The organism is Yoonia vestfoldensis DSM 16212, from assembly GCF_000382265.1.
Classification (GTDB): domain Bacteria; phylum Pseudomonadota; class Alphaproteobacteria; order Rhodobacterales; family Rhodobacteraceae; genus Yoonia; species Yoonia vestfoldensis.
In genome coordinates this window covers 92,889-114,447 of sequence record NZ_KB907985.1, presented here as the reverse complement: position 1 = coordinate 114,447, position 21,559 = coordinate 92,889, and the positions used below count along the sequence as shown (strand labels likewise).

Genomic DNA, 21,559 nt, shown 5'->3' with positions numbered 1-21,559 from the left:
AAGGGTCCAGCTTGCTGGGACGATCTGGCGCGTGAAACGCAGGTTCAACAATCCCCTCCCGCAAATACTTCTTGATCGTGTTGCGAGACACGCCCGTCCGCCGCGCGATCTCGCGAATGGGCATCTTGTCACGCAGCGCCCATTTCCGGATAACTTTTAAAAATCCCATGTCTATCACTCCAAGTGCTCCCAGCTGATTCAAGCCGGGGTAAGGTTGCACATGGGTCAATTCTCGATGACAATTTCTGCTGCTGCCGGGTCAGTTCTCAGTGACAATCAACAGCCATAGCTGATGAAATCATGCGATTTGAGGTCGTCCGCAGTCGTGATCGCTGGATAGCGCGCCAGATAGTCGGGGCTTGCAAAAAGCCGCGCTTCGCCATCGGGCAGGCGGCGGGCGATCAGGTTGGGCTGGTCGGGCCGCTGATGGCGCACAGCGATATCGGCCTCGCGCCGGTTCAGGTTGCGGATATCATTGGCGGCGACCACTTCCACCTCTAGCTGGGGCGCAAGGTCGCGGATACGGCGCAGCACGGCAGGCACGCGCACCGCCGACATCAGATCACTGGCGGTGATGCGGACGCGGCCGGTCAGACCCTGCGTCTGGCCACTGGCGGCCAGCGCGACACGGTCTGCTGCCTCGCCCATCGCGCGGGCATGGATCAACAGACTAGCGCCTTGTTCCGTCAAGCGCTGACCGCGCCCTTCGCGCAGAAACAGCGACAGACCAAGCGCATCCTCGAGCGCTGCGATCTGGCGCCCCAATGTCGGTTGCGTCAGCCCCAACTGACGCGCTGCGGCGGAATAGGACCCCGTTTCCGCCACGGCGAGAAAGCCGCGCATCCGGTTCCAGTCAAAGCCATTATCCATGCATAAAGGCATATCTATTGGACGATATTTGTCAATATCATACCAAACCGTATGGACGTAAGGTTTCGCAAACAGGAGATACCAATGACCGACACCGCCACGTTCTGGAACCGTGCCGCTGAAAAATACGCGGCATCAAAAATCGGCAACCCTGCGGCCTATGCATATACGCTGGGCCGCACACGCAACTATCTGCGCCCGACGGATCGTGTGCTGGAAATCGCCTGTGGCACCGGATCGACCGCTGTTCTGCTGGCCCCCGATGTCGCAAGCTATCTAGCTACCGACATTTCGCCCGAGATGATCCGGATCGCGCAGGGCAAGCTGCCTGTCGCGGGGGCCGACCTGCGCTTTGATGTGGCGTCCGATCTGCCGGAAACCGGGCAATTCGATGCGATCCTCGCACATTCTTTCTTTCACCTTGTCCCCGACATGGAACGGCGCATGGCGGGGATTTACGATCTGCTGACGCCCGAGGGCTATTTCATTTCCAAGACCGCGACGTTGAAAGGGCGTGGTCTGAAATGGGCGCTGATCGGCGCGGTGATCCCGATTGCGCAGATGCTGGGCAAAGCACCCTATCTGCGCAAATTCAGCGCTGCAGACCTGGAACAGGCCGTGCGCAATGCCGGGTTCGAGATTGTCGAGAGCGGGGATTTCGCCGCGCCCGCCCGTTATATCGTTGCGCGCAAACCGGGGGTGGCCAGCCCCGCATAAGGCGCTAGTGTTGGGGCCAAGCAAAGGAGCAAGGACAATGACACTGCACATCTACCTGTCCGGCGAAATCCACACCGACTGGCGCGACCAGATCGTGAAAGGAGCCACTGATCTTGACGTGGCGTTCACCGGGCCTGTGACTGACCATGCCGCGTCGGACGATTGCGGCGTGGCAATCCTGGGGCAAGAGCCGGACAAATTCTGGCACGACCACAAAGGCGCCAAGCTGAATGCGATCCGCACGCGCCACGGGATCGAAACTGCCGATATCGTCGTCGTGCGCTTTGGCGATCAGTACAAGCAATGGAATGCCGCGTTCGATGCGGGCTATGCAGCCGCACTGGGCAAGTCGCTGATCGTGATGCACGGGCCGGATCATCAGCATGCGCTGAAAGAGGTGGATGCTGCGGCGCTCGCGGTTGTGCAAACGCCCCAACAGGTCGTCGATGTGCTGGCCTATGTTCTCAACGGCTCGTTGCCAGCCGGTCAGGGTTAACCCGGCCTAGGATGTTGCCGGGATCGATTTGCCTTTGGCGACTGCGGGGCGGGCATAGAACCTTTCCACATAGGCAGGCACGTTTTTCAGGTCGTGATAGCCGACGACATCCTTGGTGCCGTAGAATTCCAGCGCGTTGATCCACGGCGCAATCGCCATGTCGGCGATGGAATAATCCCCGGCGATCCAGTCCTGCCCTTCCAGTTCGTTCTCGATCACCGAGAGCAGGCGGATCGCCTCGTCCCTGTAACGGTCGCGGGGGCGGTCATCCTCGATCTGCGCGCCGGCGAATTTGAAGAAAAAGCCCATCTGCCCGAACATCGGCCCGACGCCGCCCATCTGGAACATCAGCCATTGCGTGATCCTGTGCTTGTCGGCGGTGGTCTTGCCGATGAACTTTCCTGTCTTTTCCGCCAGATACAGAAGGATCGCGCCGCTTTCGAACAGGGCGAGCGGGCCTTCGGGGCCGTTCGGGTCGATGATCGCGGGGATCTTGTTGTTGGGGTTCAGTGACAGGAATTCGGGGCTTTTGACGTCGACATCCTTGAGCGTCACAAGGTGGGGTTCATAAGCCAGTCCCATTTCCTCCAGCGCGATCGACACTTTCACGCCATTGGGCGTGGGGTAGGAATAAAGCTGAATGACGGAAGGGTCCTTGGCGGGCCAGCGTCCGGTGATGGGGAACGAGGACAGGTCGGGCATGGTTGAGGTTCCTTTTCCAATGCGTCTGTGTCTGACCTAAGCACCGGCCAAACCGAAAAAAACCAGTGTTCATGTTTGTTAATGACGATAATGTTGTGCGTAGTCGCGCAACCGGAACAGCACCGGGCCGCAGGGAACATCAAGTGGGAAACTGTTATGCTTCAGGAATTCAAGGACTTCATCGCCAAGGGCAGCGTCATGGACCTTGCCGTGGGTATCATCATCGGTGCAGCCTTCACAGCCATCGTCAGCAGCTTGGTCGATGATCTGATCCAGCCGTTGATTGGCCTGATCATCGGCGGGATCGATTTCAGCGGGCTCAGCTTCGGGGTTGGTGATGCGCAGTTAATGTACGGCAATTTCATCACGGCGGCGATCAACTTTCTGATCATCGCTTTTGTGGTGTTCATGTTGGTCAAGGCAGTCAACCGCGTCAAATCCATTGCCGAAAAACCCGATGACGTCGCGCCAGAGGTCCATACCGGCCCGTCGGAGCTGGATATCCTGATCGAAATCCGCGACGCACTGGCCAAGCGGCCATAATCGAGGAAAGGCCCGCCTAGCAGCGGGCCTTTTCGTTTACGCTTTCAACGCCAGCGCAGGCGACAGCACGTCGATCCCCAGGGCCTTGCCGACGGCGTAATAGGTCAGATGCCCGGCATGGACATTGAGCCCCGCCAGCAGATGCGGATCATCCTCGCAGGCCTGACGCCACCCCTTGTCGGCCAAGGCCAGCATGAAGGGCATCGTCGCATTGCCCAGCGCGATGGTCGATGTGCGCGCGACGGCCCCCGGCATGTTCGCCACGCAATAATGCATGATTCCGTCCACGTCATAGATCGGGTCCTGATGCGTCGTCGCGCGGGAGGTTTCGAAACAGCCGCCTTGGTCGATCGCCACGTCGACCAGCACCGCCCCCGGTTTCAGGTCCGCCAGCTGCGCGCGTGAAATCAGCTTGGGTGCAGCCGCGCCGGGGATCAGCACTGCACCGATGATCATGTCCGCCTCGCGGGCAAGGGTGATGGTGTTGGCCTTGCTGGCATAGCTGGTCTTGAACTGGCCCCCGTGCGTGTCGTCAAGATACCGCAAGCGCGGCAACGAACGATCCAGCACGGTCACATCCGCACCCATGCCTGCCGCGATCCGTGCAGCGTGGGTACCCACGACACCGCCACCGATCACGACGACCCGCGCAGGTGCGACGCCCGGCACACCGCCCATCAGCACACCGCGCCCGCCATTGGCCTTTTGCAGCGTCCATGCGCCCACCTGCGGGGCAAGCCGGCCCGCGACCTCTGACATGGGCGCCAGCAACGGCAGACCGCCACGATCATCAGTCACGGTTTCATAGGCGATGCAGGTCGCCCCCGAAGCCATCAGGTCGCGCGTCTGGTCAGGGTCGGGGGCCAGATGCAGATAGGTGAACAGGACCTGCCCTTCGCGCAGCATCTTGCGTTCCACCGCCTGCGGTTCCTTGACCTTCACGATCATGTCGGCGTTGGCGAATATATCCGCCGCCGTTCCCGCGATCTGTGCACCGGCGGCGATGTAATCGTCATCGCTGAACCCCGCGCCAATGCCTGCGCCGGTTTCGACCATAACGTTGTGGCCGTGGGCGACAGCTTCTTGTGCCGCATCGGGTGTGACCCCGACACGGAATTCCTGTGGTTTGATTTCTTTCGGACAGCCGATCAGCATTGCGAACCTCCCGCGTTGTGGCACCATCCTGCGCGCGTCAGGATGCAATGTCTTGGAATCCTGTCTTGGGTCAGGCCTCGTTTCACGCTAGGATCGCGCGTCAGACAGTCACTTCACGAAAGGATCTTGCAAGCTATGGACATCGACAGTATCGACCGCCGAATCCTCGCGGTTCTGCAAAAATCGGGCCGCATTTCAAACGCGGACCTGTCAGAGGTGGCGAACCTGTCGCCCTCGGCCTGCCACAGGCGGGTGCAACGGCTGGAAAAGGACGGGTACATCCGCGAATATGTCGCCCTGCTGGACCCGCGCAAGATGGGGCGGCCCACGACCGTCTTTGTCGAAATCACGCTCAGCGGGCAGGCGGACGAGGTGCTGGACGCGTTTGAAAAGGCGGTGGCCAAGGTCCCCGACGTGCTGGAATGTCACCTGATGGCGGGGTCGGCGGATTACCTGCTCAAGGTCGTGGCCGGCGACACCGAGGATTTCGCCCGCATCCACCGCAAGCATCTGGCGACCTTGCCCGGCGTGGCGCAGATGCAATCGTCCTTTGCGCTGCGCAACGTGCGGCAAACCACGGCATTGCCGGTTTAGGCGATTTTGACGCAGCGGCGTTTCGTCCTATCATCAGAAGATAGAAACTTTAAAGTTGAAAGGATCAGCTCATGGCCGATGACAAACGCCCCGGCGGCCGCTTGATGGACCGCCGCGAATATCCTGGCAAGCCAAAGCCTCTGACAAGCGGTCCTGACTCGACCGTGGCAGAGGCCGTGGCCCAGATGTCCGACAAGAACTATGGCTGCGTCATCATCATTGACGCGGACGAAAAGGTCATCGGAGTCGTGACCGAACGCGACATCATGAACAAGCTTGTGGCCAAGGGGATGGACCCCAAGGCGACGAAACTGTCCGACATCATGACCCGCAATCCGCGCATGGCCAAGGAAACTGACGACATGCTGGACTGGCTGCGCATCATGAGCAACGAACGGTTCCGTCGACTGCCCGTCGTCGATGACGAAGGCCGGATCAAGGCGGTGTTCACGCAGGGCGATTTCGTCAGCTACACTTGGCCCGATCTGATCGGCCAGATGACCACCATGGCGAAGGCGTCATTCGCGGGTAATTTTCATTATCTGCTGATCGGCGGCGGCATCGCGCTTTATTCGCTGCTGATGATCATCGTGCTTGGGGTTGGTTAAGACTTCGTCCGGTTCCGGCGTCAGCCCGTAAGGTGCCGCTAGGTTCCAGACGTGTGCAGGGACCATGTTCTTCATCTTTGCCGGCTCTTCGCGGCGCAGATGCAGGATGGTTTCCGCCGCCTTCATCTCGACCCGCGCACGGGCGAATTCCAGCCCGCGCGGGCCGATCTTGGGCATCAGCCAGCCCATGATCCCGCGCATGAAATCGGGCATCCGGCGCAGGGGTAGCCCCCCTGCCGCCAGCCGCGTGTTTTCGACAAAGCCTTTCACAGCTCCCACCCGCTTGCCGCGTGATCCGGGTGCGGCCAGCGTCACCTCTGCGCCCAGACTGTCCAGCATCTCCTGCCCGCGCGCATTGCGGATGATCAACCATTGGTCCCCCTCGCCCGCCATATAGCCCACGGTGATATCGGCCAGCCGGTTGGTGTAATCCACGCAGGTCCGGCAGGTCGTGGGGAAAAAATCGCGCGGCAGGTCCGAGATCGGCAGTTTCAGGAACGGGATCAGGCGGCGGCTGCCATCGGTAAAGCGCAATTCGACATGATAATCCGCGCGGAATTCCAGATAGGTCACGGTGTCGGGGGCGTCCGTCAAACGGGCCAGAAAGCCATGGAAATTCTCGGTCGTGGTGTTGTCCGAACAGGGCGTGCCGATGACATAGATCCGCGCGAACCCCAACTGCGCCTCGAGGGCCCGGAGCGCGTAGATCTGGCAAGGAATCCCGATCACGGCGATGCGCCTGTGCCCTGCGGCGCGCGCCGGTTCGAGCAGGGCGAGCAAGGGCGCATAACCCATGCGCATCCCCCGCGCCTCGGCCATGTCGGCGGCAACGGTGATGATCGCGGGGCGTGGACGCCAGCGGTCATCGGGGTCGGGCACCATCGTCAGAACCGCATCGACAGCACGGGTTTCCAGAAGGCGTTCGGCCAACCGCGTCGTCAGGCCGGTCCATTGCGCGCCTTGGCGGGCGGGCTGCAACGCCGCGCGATACATCGCCCCCGTGACGCCAAAAAACGCCTCGTCGCCGGCGGTGCCAGCACTGCGGCCATGCACGCGGGCCTCCATCGCCGGATAATCGGGCTTGATGAACTGACATGCCTTGCCGCAGGCGCTGGCGTCCAACATCCGCGACACACCGCAATCGGTACACAGGCCGCGCGGGGCCGGATCGGCAAAGTCAGGCGTCGTGATTGTCATGGCGCGACCTTACCGCGCAAAGGCAAAGTGTCCAGTTGGATTTACACTTTGCAACGGCCCTTTTCCTTATGGGCCTGACGCGCTAAGAGGCACCACTTGCAAACAAGGAGCCAGCCAGATGGGCTATCGAATCGCCGTTGTCGGCGCCACGGGCAACGTGGGCCGCGAAATGCTGAACATCCTCCACGAACGGACCTTTCCGGTGGATGAAATCGTCGCACTTGCCAGCCGCAGATCGCTGGGAACCGAAGTCAGCTTTGGCGATACCACCCTCAAGACCAAGGATCTTGAGACCTTCGATTTCACCGGCTGGGACATCGCGCTGTTTGCCGTGGGCTCCGAGGCGACCAAGACCTATGCGCCCAAGGCCGCCAAGGCCGGTTGCGTCGTGATCGATAACTCCTCGCTGTATCGCTATGACGCCGATGTGCCGCTGATCGTGCCCGAAGTGAACGCGCAGGCGATCCACGGCTATTCCAAGAAGAACATCATCGCGAACCCAAATTGTTCGACCGCGCAAATGGTCGTGGCGCTCAAGCCGCTGCATGACCGCGCGCGGATCAAGCGGGTCGTGGTCAGCACCTATCAATCCGTGTCGGGTGCCGGCAAGGAAGGCATCGACGAATTGTGGGACCAGACCAAAAGCATCTACAACCCTACCGACAGCAAGCCGCCCAAGAAATTCACCAAGCAGATCGCTTTCAACGTGATCCCGCATATCGACGTGTTCCTTGACGATGGATCGACCAAGGAAGAATGGAAGATGGTCGCCGAGACCAAGAAAATCCTCGATCCCAAGATCAAGGTCACGGCGACCTGCGTGCGCGTGCCGGTGTTCGTCGGCCATTCGGAATCGATCAATATCGAATTCGAGGATTTCCTCGACGAACATGAAGCCCGCGACATCCTGCGCGAAAGTCCCGGCATCATGGTGATCGACAAGCGCGAGGACGGCGGCTACGTCACCCCGATCGAATGCGTGGGCGATTACGCGACCTTCATCAGCCGCATCCGGCAGGACAGCACGATCGACAACGGGCTGAACCTGTGGTGCGTGTCCGACAACCTGCGCAAGGGTGCCGCCCTGAACGCCGTGCAGATCGCCGAAGTGCTGGGCCGCGAATGCCTGAAAAAAGGCTGATCGCCTGAGATTTCTGAATGAAAGAGGCGCCAATCCGGCGCCTCTTTTTTTGTGCGGTGAATTCTGCCGATGGTGCATTTCAATGCATGCGACAGGCCGCCGCAGCCTGTAAGCTGCGCACAAACACCTTGGAGATTTGCGATGATCCGCCTTTTCTTGACCACCAGCCTGCTTGCCCTCGCCGCACCCGCCTTTGCCGATACCATCACCGGGCAGGCGCGCGTCGATACCGTCACGATCTATCCCGGTCTGGCGACCGTCACGCGGTTGGTCACGCTCGATCTGCCCGCTGGCCAGCATGACATCATCATTCCCGGCCTGCCGCAGACCCTGTCCGCCGATGGTCTGCGTATCGCCGTGCCGGGGAGGGTTCGGCTGGGTGCGGTCAACCTTGCCTTTGACCGCCTGCCCGTGACGCCCGACCAGTCCAGCCCTGCCATCGTCGCCGCCCGCGCAGAGGTCGAGCGTCTGGAAGAGGTCCTGCGCGAACGCGATGTCGCGATTGCCGCGATCCGCCTGCCCGTACAGGCCGCCGAGGATCAGATCGCCTTTCTGCAAAGCCTTGGTCAGTCCAGCGCGGGCGGAACGTTGACCACCATCGCCGACGTGCAGGCCTTGGCGCAGATGGTCGGGTCGGAAACGCTGGCCTTGCGGATGGCCGCCTTTGCCGCCGAGCAAGAGGCACAGGCCGCCATCCGCGCACGCGCAGATGACGTCGACGCGTTGGAGGATGCCCGCCGCGCTTTGGCCGCCCTGCTGGCCCCCGAGGATCAAGGCTCTGTGCTGACCTTCACGCTTGATGCCGCCGAGGCGGGCGAGGTCACGCTGGAGATCGCCACCACCGAAGGTTTTGCCAACTGGTCGCCGGTCTATGACCTGCGCTTGACCACCGGCGATGATCCGCAACTGGACATCGACCGCGCGGTCGTCATCAGTCAGGCCACGGGGCAGGACTGGCTTGACGTGCAACTCGTCCTGTCCACGGCCCGCCCCGGCGAACAGATTGCCCCCGGCGGGGCCTGGGCGGAACTGCGGCGCATCATTTCCGAAGAAGAGCGCGACCGCGAGGCAGCGGCGGGCATGGCCGCCGATACGATGACATTGCAGCGCAACAGCGCCGTCATGCCCGCCCCGATGATGGAGGCCGCCCCCGTCACCGCACAGGCTGATTTCAGCGGTGCCGCGGTGACATATGTCTATCCAAACCGCGTCGATATCCGCAACGGGGTCGAGGATCTGCGCCTGCCGCTGGATCAGCTGACCTTTGACGCCGATGTCTGGGCCGAGGCAACACCGATGACCGATGCGAATGCCTATCGCATGGCTGAATTCACCAACGCGACCGACGAAATGCTGCTGCCCGGTCGCGCGATGCTGCATGCCGACGGCACGATGATCGGGTTCAGCAACCTGCCTCTGCTGGCGGCGGGGGCCGATCTGGACGTGGGCTTTGGCCCGCTGGATGGCTTGCGCCTGACGCGGATCACGCCCAACCGGTCGACAGGCGACAGGGGCGTCTTTTCATCGTCCAATCAATTGGTCGAACGCACGGTCCTGACGGTGGAAAACCTGACAGGACAGGATTGGGACGTGCTGCTGCGCGATGCTGTCCCCTATTCCGAACAGGACGATCTGCAGGTCGGCCTGACCGCTGCACCAGAGGTCACACGTCGCGATCCAGACGGTGCGCGCGGCATCGTGGAATGGGACCTCAGCGTGCCTGCGGGGACCGAGCAGGAGGTTGTCATGGAAACGACGCTGCGCTGGCCCAGCGGGTTCGTGCTGCAGTAGGTCACGGCCAAAGGCGGGGCTCGGCTGGTGATATCACATCCTTACCCGCGCACCCGATGGATCGTAAAACGGCTTCATCAGCGCTTCGGCCAGCACACGGGTGCCCATCACGTCGATCTCATACCGGCTGGCCAGCAGGTCGTCCACGCTTTCGCCTTCGCAGGGCACATAGCCCATCCCCAACGCGGCACCGACATGGTGGCCATAGCCGCCGGAACAAAGGTGCCCGACGACCTTGCCATCGCGCAGGACAGGTTCGTTGTGATAAAGCAGCGGCGCGGGATCGATCAGTTTGAACTGTACCAGCCGCCGCGCCAGCCCTGCGTCGCGCTTGCGCAGCACCGCGTCGCGCCCGATGAACGCGGGCTTGTCGGTTTTGACCGCAAAGCCTAGTCCCGCTTCCAGCACATGATCCTCGCAGGTGATGTCATGGCCGAAATGGCGGAAACCCTTTTCCATCCGTGCCGCATCCATCATATGCATCCCGCACAGCTTCAGCCCGATCTCCTGCCCTGCGGCGTGCAGCACTTCGAACACATGGCCGCACATATCCGCGCTGACGTAAACCTCCCAGCCAAGCTCGCCCACATAGGACACGCGATGCACACGGGCGAGCGCCATGCCGATCTCGATCTCTTGTGCTGTGCCGAAGGGGTTGTGATCGTTGGAAAAATCGTTTGGCGACACCTTTTGCAGCAAGGCGCGGCTGTTCGGCCCCATGACGGCCAGCACGCCTTCGCCCGCAGTCACATCGGTGATGGCCGCATTGAATTCGCCCAGATTGCGCAGCATCCATGTCTGGTCGGCCAGCCGCGTCGCGGCAGGGGTCACGACCAGATAGGCGGTTTCCGACAGGCGGGTCACGGTGACATCCGCCTCGATCCCCGCCTTGGCGTTCAGGAATTGGGTATAGACAATGCGCCCGACAGCCACATCCATCTGCGCGCCGCAGATATGGTTAAGGAAAGCGCAGGCATCGCGCCCTTCGACCCTGATCTTGCCAAAGGACGACATGTCATACATGCCGACATTGCCGCGCACGGCGGCCAGTTCTGCACCGACATTGCCAAAGAAATTCTGCCGCTGCCAGGAATAGGCGTAGGCCGGGGCTTGCCCCGGCGTGGCGTACCAATTCGCCCTTTCCCAGCCCGCCAGTTCGCCCATGACAGCGCCATGTTGCAGAAGTTGGGCGTGAAACGGCGTCCGCCTGATCCCGCGCGCGGTGGCTTTTTGACGGTAAGGGAAATGGTCTGCATAAAGCAGGCCCAGCGTTTCCTTGGACCTCTCATACAGATAGGTCTTGTTGCCCTGAAACGGCTGCATGCGGGAAATATCGACATCGCCCAGATCAAAGGGCTTTTCGCCCGCATCCATCCATTGCGACAGTGCCATGCCAGCACCACCCGCCGACTGGATCCCGATGGAATTGAAACCAGCGGCGACCCAGACATTGTCCATCTCTGGCGCAAGGCCCAGATGGTAGGCATCGTCGGGCGTGAAACTTTCCGGCCCGTTGAAGAACGTGTGGATGCCCGCGCTGGCCAGCATCGGCATCCGGTGCACGGCCATCTCGAGCATCGGTTCGAAATGGTCGAAATCCTCGGGCAGCTGGTCGAATTCGAAATCCTCGGAAATGCCGGCCATGCCCCAGGGTTTCGCGTTGGGCTCGAACGCGCCCAGCATCATCTTGCCTGCGTCTTCCTTATAGTAGGCACATTCGTCGGGCACCCGCAGAACGGGCATTTGCGTCAGGCCGGGGATCGGCTCGGACACGATGTAGAAATGTTCGCAGGCATGCAGCGGGACGTTGACGCCCGCCATGCGGCCCACCTGATGGCCCCACATGCCTGCGCAGTTTACGATCATGTCGCAGGTGATCTGGCCGGTCTCTTCGCCGCGTTGCCAATCAACCGAGATAACATGGCGGCCCGTGCGGTTGATCGCCGTGACCTTGGTCTGTTCCGCGACCACAGCGCCACGCATCCGCGCGCCTTTGGCCAGCGCCAGCGCGATATTGGCCGGATCGCCCTGCCCATCCTTGGGCAGGAACACCCCCGCCGTCACCCCGTCGATGTTCAGATGTTCGTATCTTTTTTTGACCTCGGACGGGGAAATCTCCTCGATCTCGACGCCAAAGGCACGCGCCATCCCGGCAGAGCGGAAAAGCTCCTCGCGCCGCTCGTCCGTGAGTGCGACGGTGATCGACCCGACGCGCCGGAACCCCGTAGCGATGCCCGTCTCCGCCTCCAGCCCGCCGTAAAGCTGCTGGCTGTAATTGGCGAGCCGCGTCATGTTGGCGGTCGCCCGCAACTGTCCGATCAGGCCGGCGGCGTGCCAAGTGGTCCCGGATGTCAGCTGCTTGCGTTCCAGCAGGACGACATCTTGCCAGCCCAGTTTGGTCAGATGATACGCGACCGAACAGCCGATCACCCCGCCACCGACAATCACCACACGCGCGTGTTGGGGCAGCATCAAATCACCTCATGTCCGGCGTCAGCGATCGCCTGCGCCAGTCGCGCGATATGGGCGGGGCCGACCTCGCAGCAGCCACCGACGATGGTGGCCCCTTGGTCGATCCAGCCCAGCGCGAAATGGGCATAGGCCTCGGGTCCCAGATCGCGGCGGGCGGACAGGGAATCCACCGTGGGTTTGCTTTTCAGGAAATCCTTGGTGATCTGCGTGAACCCGTTGGCATAGGCCCCGAACGGCAGATCGCCTTTGGCAAATGCGGCCATGGCGGCGGCCATCGCCTCTGGCGCGGAACAGTTCGCCAGCAGCGCGCTTGCGCCCTGCGCCGCCTCCAGCACATCGGCCACAGGCTGGCCCGAGCGCAGGCGGCTGCCGTCCTCGTCATCGATGGTCACCGACAACCAGACCGGTTTGCCAGTGGGCAGGGTTGCCGCCAGCACCGCACGGGCATGGGCGACAGAGGCCACGGTTTCGCAAAGCAACAGGTCGACAGCGGGCGCAAGCAGCGCCGCCACTTCGGCATAAAGCGGTACAGCGACATCATGCGCGGGGTGAATGTCGGGGCGATAGCTCGCGATCAAAGGCCCGATCGACCCCGCGATCCGGCCCGCGCCCTGCGCCTCTTCCAAGGCGGCGGCGATCAGGGCTTCGAACTGATCCTCGTATCCGGTTCCTTCCAGCCGGTCGCGGTGCACGGCATAGCTGTTCGTGGTATGCACAGTGGCCCCCGCCGCGCGGTAATCGGCATGCACCTGCGCCACCAGCCCCGGATGGTCGATCATGACCTGCGTGGACCAGAGAGGCGTCGGCGCCTCGCCCGACCGGCGGATCAATTCCTGCCCCATCCCACCGTCAAGAAGCGTGATTTTCGTCATGGATATACCTTTGCAAAGCGGGTTTTGTAGTGGGCGATCATCGCGTCCTCGGTCGCGCCATCGTCATAGGGCGGGGTCCAGATCAGCGCGGCTTTCGTCACCCTGATCTCGACCAGCGCACCGATGCGGCGGGCCAGATCGCCGAACTGATCGATCCAGCGCGGCAGCAGCGCGGCGAACCTGTCGCTGCCCTTGGGATGGATCACCGCCTGCCCTGTCACGCGCACGGCCTTGCGCGCGAAGGGGTCGATGAAATTCACCTCGACCCGCGGATCGGCCGCCAGATTGCGCCGTGTCCCGGGCGAGCGGATATCGGCAAAGGCGATAGTGACGGGGTCCAGCACCACAAAGGTCCCCTTGGGCGACACGGCAGGCGCGCCATCCGGCGTGACGCTGGCCACGAACCCAAGGGGGAAGGCGGCGATCAGGTCCTGCATCGGCTGGTCCAGCATCACGCCCTGATCCTTGCGTTAGCAGCATCCCAGAGCGGCTGGTCCGCCTGCACCGTCGCCGCGACACGCGCGCCGTAGATGTCGATCTCGACCTTGGTGCCTGCCACCGCCAGATCGGCGCGCAACATGCCCAGCGCGATGGATTTGCCCACGCGATAGCCGAAGGCGCCGGAGGTGGTTTCACCCACAACCTGACCATCCGCCCAGATCGTCGACATGTAAGGCGCGTCGTGATCGCCTGCCTCGTCCAGCACCAATGTGGCGAACCGCTTGGCCACGCCACGCTGTTTTTCCGCAAGCAAGGCGGGTTTGCCGACGAAATCGGGTTTGTCGAAAGCGATGAAACGGTCCAGCCCGCCTTCAAGCAGGGAATAATCCGTCGACAAATCGCCCTTCCACGCGCGATAACCCTTTTCAATCCGCAAGGCGTTCAGCGCGAACATGCCAAAAGGCACAGCCCCGCCCGCAAGGATCGCGTCATAGATCGCAGGCGCGTCGGCGTTGGCGCAATGCACCTCCCAGCCCAACTCGCCCGCGAAGGACACGCGCAGCAGGTTGCAAGGTTTGCCGCAAACATCCGCGTTCTGGAACGACAGCCAAGGCCGGGTCAGGTCGGCATCGGTCAGCGGCACCAAGATGTCGCGCGCCTTTGGCCCCGTGACCAGCAGACATTCATATCTGGCGCTGCGGTCGTGGACGGTGACGCCTTCGGGCAGATCGCGCAGCAGCACATCGCGGTCATGCCATTCAGCGACTGACGCGGTGATCAGCCAGATCTCATCATCGCTTTGCGGGATCACCGACATTTCCGTCAAGATGCGGCCGCGATCATCGGGGAAATAGGCCAGCCCCACGCGCCCCGGTTTGGGCAGGGTCGAGGCGGTCAGCCTGTCCACATGCGCGCGCGCGCGTGGACCTTCCACCGCCAGACGGGTGAACCCGGAAATCGCAATCACACCGGCATGGTCGCGCACGGCGGCACATTCGGCGGCGATGCGCGGCTGCCAAGGACCAGCGCGGCCCCATGTCTGGGTCGCGTCCTCGGACAGATCATCGCCGGATTTCGCGAACCAATTGGCCCGTTCCCACCCGTTATAGGCCCCCATCACCCCGCCCAGCGCCTTGATCCGGTCGTGCAAGGGCGACAGGCGCTTGTCGCGCCCCGCAGGCCAGGCGTGATAGGGGAAATGCATCGCATATTCATGGCCATAGGTTTCGACCGCCTTGGCGTGGCAATAGGCCTGATCTGTGTAGCCCGTATACCGGCGCGGATCGCATGCCCACATATCCCATTCGGGCTGGCCATCGACGATCCATTCCGCCGCGACCTTGCCCGCGCCGCCGCCTTGGGTGATGCCGAAGGTGAACACGCAAGCCTCATAGGCATTCTTGACGCCGGGCATCGGGCCAAGCAGCGGCAGACCGTCCGGCGCATAGGGGATCGGGCCGTTGATGACACGCCCCACGCCTGCGGTCCCAAGGATCGGCACCCGTGCCATCGCATCCTCGATGTACCATTCCAGACGGTCCAGATCGTCGGGGTAAAGCTGGAAACTGAAATCATCGGGCTGCGGGTCATCGGGTGTCACCCAATGCGCGCGGCAATTGCGCTCGTAAGGGCCGAGGTTGAGGCCGTTCTTGTCCTGCCGCAGGTAATAGCTGCTGTCCACGTCGCGCAGCAAAGGCACCTTGCGGCCATTAGCGGCGGTCCATTCGGCCAGCGCGGGGATTTCATCGGTCAGGAAATACTGGTGCGACATGGTCACCATCGGCACCGTGCGCCCGCCGTATGGCTTGAACCATTCACCGACGCGCTGGGCATAATAGCCCGCGGCATTCACCACCTTTTCGCAGGCGATATCGCCCTTGTCGGTATGCACGATCCAGCCACCCGGCGTCTGCGTCACCCCTGTCGCAGGACAGAACCGTTCGATCCGCGCGCCCATCTGCCGCGCGCCCTTGGCCAGCGCCTGCGTCAGCTGCGCGGGATCGATATCGCCATCGTCGGGATCATATAACGCCCCCGCCAGATCATGCGTTTCAAGGAACGGATAGGCCGCCTGCGCCTCCTCGGGCGTCATCAGCGCAAGGTTCAGCCCCTGGTAATTCCCCATCGCACGGGCGCGGGCGAATTCCTGCATCCGCTCCTTGGAATGCGCCAGCCGGATTGATCCGGTGACGTGGTAATTCATCGGATAATCGACCTCGGCCGCCAGCCGTTTATAGAGCGACAGCGAATACCGCTGCATGTTCATCACCGCCCAAGACGTGCTGAAGGACGGGCAATTGCCTGCCGCGTGCCATGTGGACCCGGCGGTCAATTCGTTCTTTTCCAGCAGCACGCAATCGGTCCAGCCCTTCTTGGCCAAATGATAGAGCGTCGAAACCCCCACCACGCCACCACCGATGATGACCACGCGGGCCGACGTGGGAAAATCGCTCATGTCTCTTGCTCCTCTTGCAGGATGCCGTCGTAGATTTCGTAGTAATCGCCCTTGTCCGCGACGAAGATATGCCGCGCCAGTGTTAGTCCCGTCGGCCCATCCAGCGCGCCCAATGCAATGCCGGTATCGGGATCATCACGCCCCTTCCAGAACAGGAACGACCCGCAGGTCGGGCAAAAGCCGCGCCGTGCGGCCGGGGTCGCGGCGTACCAGCGCACCTCGCCCGTGACGCTGAGATCGGCATCCGGAACCTGCATCGCGGCCCAGTAATGACCCGATTGCTTGCGGCACTGGCTGCAATGACAGGCCGCCGGGTCGCGCGCGGCACCACGGGCGGTAAATGTGACGGACCCGCAAAGACAACTTCCTTGATACATCACGGACCTCAATAGATCGGAGGCGAGATCACCCAGATGATCTCGCAGGTTTCGGGATAGGGGTTGGCCCAGCGGAACAGGTCGCCGCGCAGCCGGAAACTGTCGCCAGGGTGCAGATGGAACAGTGTTTCCTCGATCCAAAGATCGAAATGACCCGCGACGACATAGCCCACCTCTTGGGTCGGGCGGCTGACGGCATGGTCCAGCCGCGCACCGGGGGCAAAGCGGGAATGGATGACCTCGAAATCATCGGTCAGATCGGGCGACAGCAAGCCTTCCGTCAGGCCGGGGTTGCGGTTGCCGATCGGGCGGCGATTGTCCCCGCGCACGATCCTGCCCGCCTCTTGCCCGCCACCCAACGCCAACAGGCTTGATGTCGCGACATCGAGCACCCGCGCAAGGGCTGCGATATCATCGACGCTGGCGCTGGACAGGTCCCGTTCGACCTGGCTCAGCCAGCCGACCGACCTGCCGACACGCTCCGCCAAGGCGGTCAGCGTCAGCCCGCGCGCCTTGCGCAGGGCGCGCAGATCGGCCCCTTGCAGGTCAAACGAGTCAGAGGCGTGAAAATCTTCCATCAATTTTCACGCTAGGGGGTTCGCGCCGATCTGCAAACGCCTTTTGCGCCAGAAAAGCGCCGGTCCCCGACATCTTCCGAGCCGAAATATCCCCGCCGGAGGCTTGGCGCGGCCTTGGCCGCGGCAAATACCTCAGCGCGCAAAAACGCTGTGCAGGATGTCGGTCAGGGCATCGGCATCGGCATGGGTAAAGGCATCGGGCTGGTCGCTGTCGATATCGAACACCCCGATCAGCGCGCCGCTGGCATCGAACACCGGCAACACGATTTCCGACATTGTGCTGCTGGCGCAGGCGATATGGCCGGGAAAGGCATCGACATCGGGCACCAGTTGCACCTTACCCGTGCGCGCGGCCGCACCGCAGACGCCCCGCGCGAAGGGGATGACAAGGCAGCCGTGCCCGCCCTGATAGGGCCCGATCTTGAGCAGTTCAGGTGCGACCACGCGGTAAAAACCCGTCCAGTCGAACCGGTCGTCGCTGTGGTGGACCTCGCAGGCGACGGTGGCCATCAAGGCCACGCTGTCGGTCTCGCCTTCGGTCAGGGCCGCAATGGTTTTGTGCAAGGTTGGGTAATCGACGGGCATTTTATGTCCTGATTTGATGTTGGAGGGGGTTTTCCACCCCCCCATGCCTGCGGCATGTCCCCCGGAGGATATTTATACTCTGATGATGTCAGGGGCGTTCGATGGCAATGGCCGTGCCTTCGCCGCCGCCGATGCAGATTGCGGCGATCCCGCGCTGCAAGCCGCGGGTTTCAAGCGCGTTGAGCAGGGTCACGATGATCCGCGCACCCGACGCCCCGATGGGATGGCCAAGTGCACAGGCCCCGCCGTTCACGTTCACGCGGTCGCGCGGGAGGTTCATCTCGCGCATGAAGGCCATCGGGACCACCGCGAAGGCTTCGTTCACCTCCCACAGATCGACGTCATCTGCGGACCAGCCAAGGCGTGCCAGCAGTTTTTGCGCGGCAGGCACCGGAGCGGTCGTGAACAGACCGGGCGCTTGCGCATGGCTGGCGTGGCCCATGATCCGCGCGCGGATGTTGCTGGCGGTTTCACCGCGCGCCAGCACAAGCGCCGCCGCTCCGTCCGAGATACTGGACGCATTGGCCGCCGTCACCGTGCCACCGTCACGAAAGGCGGGTTTGAGCGTAGGGATTTTTTCAGGCCGCGCCTTGGCGGGTTGTTCATCGGCGCTGATCGTGACCTCGCCCGCGCGGATTTTCAGCGCGACAGGGGTGATTTCGCGATCAAAGGCCCCGCTGTCCTGCGCCGCCAGCGCGTTCGCGAGCGATCGCAGCGCATACTCGTCCTGTGCGGCGCGGGTGAATTGATAGGTCGTGGCGCAATCCTCGGCGAAGGTGCCCATCAGGCGGCCTTTGTCATAGGCGTCCTCCAGCCCGTCAAGGAACATGCTGTCGATCACCTGTGCATGCCCGATCCGCGCGCCGCCGCGCATCTTGGGCATCAGGTAGGGGGCGTTGGTCATGCTTTCCATGCCCCCCGCGATCATCACGTCAGCACCGCCTGCCGCGATCTGGTCAAAAGCCATCATCGCGGCCTTCATGCCGGACCCGCACATTTTGTTCAGTGTGGTGGCGGGCACCTCTTCGCCCAATCCGCCGAGGAAAGCGGCCTGTCGTGCCGGGGCTTGCCCCAACCCGGCAGGCAGGACGCAGCCCATCAGGACCTCGTCCACCGTGGCCACGCCTGCGTTCTCCAGCGCCGCCCGGATCGCGGCACCGCCCAGTGTCGGCGCATCCACATCGGCAAAAACGCCTTGAAAGCCGCCCATCGCTGTCCGCGCGGCCCCGGTGATCACCACATCCTGCATTGCTGAACCCTTCCTTGATTGCGCCGAAACTATGCCTGTGCCGCGCAAAGGAAAACCCCCCAGTTTGCCGTTGCAGCCGCCCGCGATTGTCGTAGGGTCGCCACCGTATCGAGGGGGAGAGAGACAGATGCGCGATTTTCACAAACCGGGCCGGTCGGCCGTTTATGCCACGAACGGCATGTGCGCCACGTCGCATCCGCTGGCGGCCAAAGTCGCCGTGCAGATGCTGGAATCAGGCGGTAACGCCATGGACGCGGCCATCGCAGGTGCGGTGCTGCTGGGAATTTGCGAGCCGCAGATGACCGGCATCGGCGGTGATTGCTTTGTGCTCTTTACACCGCCCGGTGAAAACCGCGTCCTTGCGCTGAACGGGTCGGGCCGCGCGCCTGCGGGTATCGACGCGGAGGCCCTGCGCGCCAAGGGGCCGGTGATCGCGCCCTATAGTGCCGATGCCGTCAGCGTGCCGGGGGCGGTCGATGCCTTTTGTCGCCTGTCCAAGGACTGGGGCAAGCTGGGGCTGAAAGCCGTGCTCGCCCCCGCGATCCATTACGCCGAAACGGGTGTGCCTGTGGCGGAACGTGTCGCCTCTGACTGGGCAAAGGCCGATGGCAACCTGTCGGGCACGGCGCGCGATCTGTTCCTGCTGGACGGCAAACCGCCGCGCCCCGGTCAGGTCTTTGCCGCACCCCGTCAGGCCGAGGCCTTGCGCCGCGTCGCGCTGGAAGGCCGCGCCGGTTTCTATGAAGGCGAGGTGGCCGAGGATATGGTCGCCGCCCTGCGCGCGCAGGGTGGCACCCATACGCTGGAGGATTTCGCCGCCGCTGCCTGCGATTATACCGATCCGATCACGGGCGGCTATGGCGGGCTGGACCTGTGCGAGCATCCGCCGAACGGGCAAGGCGCCACCGCGATCCTGCTGCTCAATATCCTCAAACAGTTCGACATCGCCGCGATGGACCCCTGGGGGGCCGAGCGCGCGCATATCGAGGCCGAGGCGACCAAGCTTGCCTATGACACGCGCAACCGCTTCATGGCCGATCCCGATTACATGACGCGGCTGGATCACATGACGTCGCCCGACACGGCGGCAAAGCTGGCGGCGCTGATCGACCCCAAACGCGCCATGCCTGCCGGATTGCCGGGGGCAGAGGCGGTCCACAAGGACACGATCTATATCACCGTCGTCGACAAGGACCGGATGGCCGTATCGCTGATCTATTCTGTATTCCATTCCTTCGGGTCGGGCATCGCGTCGGACAAGTTCGGCATCCTGTTTCAGAACCGCGGCGCGGGCTTTACCCTCGAACAGGGCCATCCGAACGAGGTCGGCGGCGGCAAGCGCCCGATGCATACGATCATTCCGGCGATGCTGAAAAAGGATGGCAAGGTCATGATGCCCTTTGGTGTCATGGGCGGGCAGTATCAATCCACGGGTCATGCGCGGTTCGTGTCAAACGTCACCGATTTCGGTCTGTCCCCGCAGGCCGCGATGGATGCACCGCGCTGTTTTGCCGAAGGCGATGTGCTGAACGTCGAGAACGGCTATAGCGATGCGGTCAAGGCGGAACTCGGTGCGATGGGCCACAATGTCCAGACGCCCGACACGGCGATCGGCGGATCACAGGCGATCCTGATTCATGCGGATGGCGTGCTCGAAGGGGGCAGCGACCCGCGCAAGGATGGTTGCGCGCAGGGATACTGATGGCGGGGCGGTCAGCCTGACTTGCGCAAGGAACGCAGGAACAGGCCCAGACCGCCCACCAGCAGGATCAGGATGACGATCAGGTCAAACACGCTCATCTGCGCGAATTGCAGGGTGGTGCTGGCGATCACACCGAAGATCAGCGCGATCAGCGATCCGCCCGCCAGTATCCAGCCCAGCCAGTTGCGGGAATTGTAAAAGATCAACCCGATGCCGAACATCATCGGGATCAGGATCATGCCCGAGGTAATCGGCACGCCGCCGATCCCGAAGACCCGCGCGCCGAATCCGAAATTGGGGCGCACGATGATTCCGTTCAGCAGCAGATAGCCGCCGCCGATCATCATGATCAGACCGATCAGGAACTGGCCGGTTCCCCCGTCGCTGCCACCTGCACCCATCACCCTTGCACCCCTTGTTGCGGTTCTGGCCGATGTAGGTGGCGCGGGCCAAAATTGCCAGTATTTTCGCGCAACTTACGTCAGCGCGCGCAGATCGCCCATCAGTTCGGTCAAAAGCTTGATATACATCTCGCCGGTCAGTTTGCCGTTCTCGTCGAATTCCTTCGACGAACTGGCGACCAGCACCTCAGGCCCCTGCAGGATATGCGGGCGGAACGGCATCATCGCCAGACGCAGCGAAAACTGCGACCTCTCGCCCCCTGCACGCCCGCCAGTGGCAGACATGATCGCGAGCGGCTTGTTCTTCCAAACGCCACCCTTGGTCCGGCTGACCCAATCAAGCGCGTTTTTCAGCGCCCCTGATATCGCCTTGTTATACTCGGGTGTCGCGATGATCACCGCATCGGCGGCGGCGATCTGGTCGGCAAGGGTCTGGACTGCGGCGGGGATACCCTCGGCATCTTCCAGATCACCGTCATAAAGCGGAAAGCGGATGTTCCCTTCGACAAAGGTGTCGGGGCCAAAGATTTCGGCCGCGTTGCGCATCAGCATGGTGTTGGTCGACGCCTTGCGCAGCGACCCCGATATTCCCAGAAGTGTCGTCATCTGTCCG

At 62.6% G+C, this 21,559-nt stretch carries 23 protein-coding genes; 8 read left to right on the top strand and 15 right to left on the bottom strand.

Features of this window, described 5'->3' with window-relative positions; translation table 11 throughout:
* The coding region (locus H147_RS20550; protein ID WP_019955989.1) for a helix-turn-helix domain-containing protein at positions 1-169 on the bottom strand (169 nt) is incomplete at its 3' end.
* Between the two features lie 107 nt (positions 170-276).
* On the bottom strand, positions 277-870 hold the full coding sequence (locus tag H147_RS19790; protein WP_019955988.1) for a LysR family transcriptional regulator: 594 nt from the start codon (positions 868-870) through the stop codon (positions 277-279).
* 84 nt (positions 871-954) lie between these two features.
* On the opposite strand from H147_RS19790, the gene H147_RS0113895 reads away from it, so the two are divergent.
* Positions 955-1,587, top strand: a complete 633-nt coding sequence (locus H147_RS0113895) for a class I SAM-dependent methyltransferase (RefSeq protein ID WP_019955987.1) — start codon at positions 955-957, stop codon at positions 1,585-1,587.
* A 37-nt stretch (positions 1,588-1,624) separates the two neighbouring features.
* Positions 1,625-2,083 (top strand): YtoQ family protein, encoded by a 459-nt coding sequence (locus H147_RS0113890; RefSeq protein WP_019955986.1) that lies wholly within the window; start codon positions 1,625-1,627, stop codon positions 2,081-2,083.
* A 6-nt stretch (positions 2,084-2,089) separates the two neighbouring features.
* Here the strand turns inward: H147_RS0113890 and H147_RS0113885 are convergent, their stop codons facing one another.
* Positions 2,090-2,785 (bottom strand): glutathione S-transferase family protein, encoded by a 696-nt coding sequence (locus H147_RS0113885; RefSeq protein WP_019955985.1) that lies wholly within the window; start codon positions 2,783-2,785, stop codon positions 2,090-2,092.
* Between the two features lie 156 nt (positions 2,786-2,941).
* Here H147_RS0113885 and mscL point away from each other — a divergent pair, with 156 nt between their 5' ends.
* A complete protein-coding gene (mscL, locus tag H147_RS0113880) occupies positions 2,942-3,328 on the top strand; it encodes a large conductance mechanosensitive channel protein MscL (protein WP_019955984.1) in 387 nt (128 codons plus the stop codon).
* A 36-nt stretch (positions 3,329-3,364) separates the two neighbouring features.
* Here the strand turns inward: mscL and ald are convergent, their stop codons facing one another.
* On the bottom strand, positions 3,365-4,483 hold the full coding sequence (gene ald / locus H147_RS0113875) for an alanine dehydrogenase (RefSeq protein WP_019955983.1): 1,119 nt from the start codon (positions 4,481-4,483) through the stop codon (positions 3,365-3,367).
* A 135-nt stretch (positions 4,484-4,618) separates the two neighbouring features.
* On the opposite strand from ald, the gene H147_RS0113870 reads away from it, so the two are divergent.
* Together H147_RS0113870 and H147_RS0113865 are read left to right on the top strand one after the other, a co-directional pair.
* Positions 4,619-5,077, top strand: coding sequence for an Lrp/AsnC family transcriptional regulator (locus H147_RS0113870; protein ID WP_019955982.1), 459 nt, complete (start codon positions 4,619-4,621; stop codon positions 5,075-5,077).
* 71 nt (positions 5,078-5,148) lie between these two features.
* Complete coding sequence (locus tag H147_RS0113865) at positions 5,149-5,685, top strand: CBS domain-containing protein (RefSeq protein WP_019955981.1); 537 nt, start codon at positions 5,149-5,151, stop codon at positions 5,683-5,685.
* Here the strand turns inward: H147_RS0113865 and H147_RS0113860 are convergent.
* Complete coding sequence (locus tag H147_RS0113860) at positions 5,596-6,882, bottom strand: Coenzyme F420 hydrogenase/dehydrogenase, beta subunit C-terminal domain (RefSeq protein ID WP_019955980.1); 1,287 nt, start codon at positions 6,880-6,882, stop codon at positions 5,596-5,598. The two genes, H147_RS0113865 and H147_RS0113860, sit on opposite strands and share 90 nt — an antisense overlap.
* 118 nt (positions 6,883-7,000) lie before the next feature.
* Here H147_RS0113860 and H147_RS0113855 point away from each other — a divergent pair, with 118 nt between their 5' ends.
* Positions 7,001-8,023 (top strand): aspartate-semialdehyde dehydrogenase, encoded by a 1,023-nt coding sequence (locus tag H147_RS0113855; protein ID WP_019955979.1) that lies wholly within the window; start codon positions 7,001-7,003, stop codon positions 8,021-8,023.
* A 141-nt stretch (positions 8,024-8,164) separates the two neighbouring features.
* The gene (locus H147_RS0113850; protein ID WP_019955978.1) at positions 8,165-9,814 is read left to right on the top strand and encodes a DUF4139 domain-containing protein; all 1,650 of its coding nucleotides are present in this window, start codon (positions 8,165-8,167) and stop codon (positions 9,812-9,814) included.
* 33 nt (positions 9,815-9,847) lie between these two features.
* Here the strand turns inward: H147_RS0113850 and H147_RS0113845 are convergent, their stop codons facing one another.
* From H147_RS0113845 to H147_RS0113810, 8 genes are all read right to left on the bottom strand, one after another.
* A complete protein-coding gene (locus H147_RS0113845; RefSeq protein ID WP_019955977.1) occupies positions 9,848-12,286 on the bottom strand; it encodes a GcvT family protein in 2,439 nt (812 codons plus the stop codon).
* Entirely contained in the window at positions 12,286-13,158 is an 873-nt protein-coding gene (locus H147_RS0113840) for a homocysteine S-methyltransferase family protein (protein WP_019955976.1), read from the bottom strand. The genes H147_RS0113845 and H147_RS0113840 overlap by 1 nt, the downstream gene beginning before the upstream one ends.
* Positions 13,155-13,610 (bottom strand): pyridoxamine 5'-phosphate oxidase family protein, encoded by a 456-nt coding sequence (locus H147_RS0113835; RefSeq protein ID WP_019955975.1) that lies wholly within the window; start codon positions 13,608-13,610, stop codon positions 13,155-13,157. The genes H147_RS0113840 and H147_RS0113835 overlap by 4 nt, the downstream gene beginning before the upstream one ends.
* Positions 13,610-16,054 (bottom strand): GcvT family protein, encoded by a 2,445-nt coding sequence (locus H147_RS0113830; protein WP_019955974.1) that lies wholly within the window; start codon positions 16,052-16,054, stop codon positions 13,610-13,612. The genes H147_RS0113835 and H147_RS0113830 overlap by 1 nt, the downstream gene beginning before the upstream one ends.
* Complete coding sequence (locus tag H147_RS0113825) at positions 16,051-16,431, bottom strand: GFA family protein (protein WP_026352531.1); 381 nt, start codon at positions 16,429-16,431, stop codon at positions 16,051-16,053. Before H147_RS0113825 ends, H147_RS0113830 begins: the two co-directional genes overlap by 4 nt.
* Positions 16,432-16,439: 8 nt before the next feature.
* Positions 16,440-17,009: a helix-turn-helix domain-containing protein gene (locus tag H147_RS0113820; RefSeq protein ID WP_019955972.1), complete on the bottom strand. Its 570-nt coding sequence runs from the start codon at positions 17,007-17,009 to the stop codon at positions 16,440-16,442.
* Between the two features lie 132 nt (positions 17,010-17,141).
* On the bottom strand, positions 17,142-17,594 hold the full coding sequence (gene msrC, locus H147_RS0113815) for a free L-methionine (R)-S-oxide reductase MsrC (RefSeq protein ID WP_026352530.1): 453 nt from the start codon (positions 17,592-17,594) through the stop codon (positions 17,142-17,144).
* Between the two features lie 88 nt (positions 17,595-17,682).
* Positions 17,683-18,843 (bottom strand): thiolase family protein, encoded by a 1,161-nt coding sequence (locus H147_RS0113810; RefSeq protein WP_019955970.1) that lies wholly within the window; start codon positions 18,841-18,843, stop codon positions 17,683-17,685.
* A 127-nt stretch (positions 18,844-18,970) separates the two neighbouring features.
* Between H147_RS0113810 and H147_RS0113805 the strand changes: the two genes are divergently transcribed.
* Positions 18,971-20,545 (top strand): gamma-glutamyltransferase family protein, encoded by a 1,575-nt coding sequence (locus H147_RS0113805; RefSeq protein WP_019955969.1) that lies wholly within the window; start codon positions 18,971-18,973, stop codon positions 20,543-20,545.
* Between the two features lie 11 nt (positions 20,546-20,556).
* On the opposite strand, the gene H147_RS0113800 is transcribed toward H147_RS0113805, so the two are convergent.
* Both H147_RS0113800 and H147_RS0113795 read right to left on the bottom strand, forming a co-directional pair.
* Positions 20,557-20,946: a hypothetical protein gene (locus H147_RS0113800; RefSeq protein ID WP_019955968.1), complete on the bottom strand. Its 390-nt coding sequence runs from the start codon at positions 20,944-20,946 to the stop codon at positions 20,557-20,559.
* A gap of 75 nt (positions 20,947-21,021) precedes the next feature.
* Positions 21,022-21,552, bottom strand: a complete 531-nt coding sequence (locus H147_RS0113795) for an NADPH-dependent FMN reductase (protein ID WP_019955967.1) — start codon at positions 21,550-21,552, stop codon at positions 21,022-21,024.
* Between the last annotated feature and the right edge of the window lie 7 nt (positions 21,553-21,559).

What these genes read in the sequence shown, in the direction of transcription:
- ald (WP_019955983.1), bottom strand. Translation starts at nt 4,483, where the DNA reads ATGCTGATCGGCTGTCCGAAAGAAATCAAACCACAGGAATTCCGTGTC.
- H147_RS0113835 (WP_019955975.1), bottom strand. Translation starts at nt 13,610, where the DNA reads ATGCTGGACCAGCCGATGCAGGACCTGATCGCCGCCTTCCCCCTTGGG.
- H147_RS0113840 (WP_019955976.1), bottom strand. Translation starts at nt 13,158, where the DNA reads ATGACGAAAATCACGCTTCTTGACGGTGGGATGGGGCAGGAATTGATC.
- H147_RS0113810 (WP_019955970.1), bottom strand. Translation starts at nt 18,843, where the DNA reads ATGCAGGATGTGGTGATCACCGGGGCCGCGCGGACAGCGATGGGCGGC.
- H147_RS0113850 (WP_019955978.1), top strand. Translation starts at nt 8,165, where the DNA reads ATGATCCGCCTTTTCTTGACCACCAGCCTGCTTGCCCTCGCCGCACCC.
- H147_RS0113890 (WP_019955986.1), top strand. Translation starts at nt 1,625, where the DNA reads ATGACACTGCACATCTACCTGTCCGGCGAAATCCACACCGACTGGCGC.
- H147_RS0113885 (WP_019955985.1), bottom strand. Translation starts at nt 2,785, where the DNA reads ATGCCCGACCTGTCCTCGTTCCCCATCACCGGACGCTGGCCCGCCAAG.
- msrC (WP_026352530.1), bottom strand. Translation starts at nt 17,594, where the DNA reads ATGCCCGTCGATTACCCAACCTTGCACAAAACCATTGCGGCCCTGACC.
- H147_RS0113855 (WP_019955979.1), top strand. Translation starts at nt 7,001, where the DNA reads ATGGGCTATCGAATCGCCGTTGTCGGCGCCACGGGCAACGTGGGCCGC.
- H147_RS0113870 (WP_019955982.1), top strand. Translation starts at nt 4,619, where the DNA reads ATGGACATCGACAGTATCGACCGCCGAATCCTCGCGGTTCTGCAAAAA.
- mscL (WP_019955984.1), top strand. Translation starts at nt 2,942, where the DNA reads ATGCTTCAGGAATTCAAGGACTTCATCGCCAAGGGCAGCGTCATGGAC.
- H147_RS0113805 (WP_019955969.1), top strand. Translation starts at nt 18,971, where the DNA reads ATGCGCGATTTTCACAAACCGGGCCGGTCGGCCGTTTATGCCACGAAC.
- H147_RS19790 (WP_019955988.1), bottom strand. Translation starts at nt 870, where the DNA reads ATGGATAATGGCTTTGACTGGAACCGGATGCGCGGCTTTCTCGCCGTG.
- H147_RS0113865 (WP_019955981.1), top strand. Translation starts at nt 5,149, where the DNA reads ATGGCCGATGACAAACGCCCCGGCGGCCGCTTGATGGACCGCCGCGAA.
- H147_RS0113795 (WP_019955967.1), bottom strand. Translation starts at nt 21,552, where the DNA reads ATGACGACACTTCTGGGAATATCGGGGTCGCTGCGCAAGGCGTCGACC.
- H147_RS0113800 (WP_019955968.1), bottom strand. Translation starts at nt 20,946, where the DNA reads ATGGGTGCAGGTGGCAGCGACGGGGGAACCGGCCAGTTCCTGATCGGT.
- H147_RS0113820 (WP_019955972.1), bottom strand. Translation starts at nt 17,009, where the DNA reads ATGGAAGATTTTCACGCCTCTGACTCGTTTGACCTGCAAGGGGCCGAT.
- H147_RS0113845 (WP_019955977.1), bottom strand. Translation starts at nt 12,286, where the DNA reads ATGCTGCCCCAACACGCGCGTGTGGTGATTGTCGGTGGCGGGGTGATC.
- H147_RS0113830 (WP_019955974.1), bottom strand. Translation starts at nt 16,054, where the DNA reads ATGAGCGATTTTCCCACGTCGGCCCGCGTGGTCATCATCGGTGGTGGC.
- H147_RS0113860 (WP_019955980.1), bottom strand. Translation starts at nt 6,882, where the DNA reads ATGACAATCACGACGCCTGACTTTGCCGATCCGGCCCCGCGCGGCCTG.
- H147_RS0113895 (WP_019955987.1), top strand. Translation starts at nt 955, where the DNA reads ATGACCGACACCGCCACGTTCTGGAACCGTGCCGCTGAAAAATACGCG.
- H147_RS0113825 (WP_026352531.1), bottom strand. Translation starts at nt 16,431, where the DNA reads ATGTATCAAGGAAGTTGTCTTTGCGGGTCCGTCACATTTACCGCCCGT.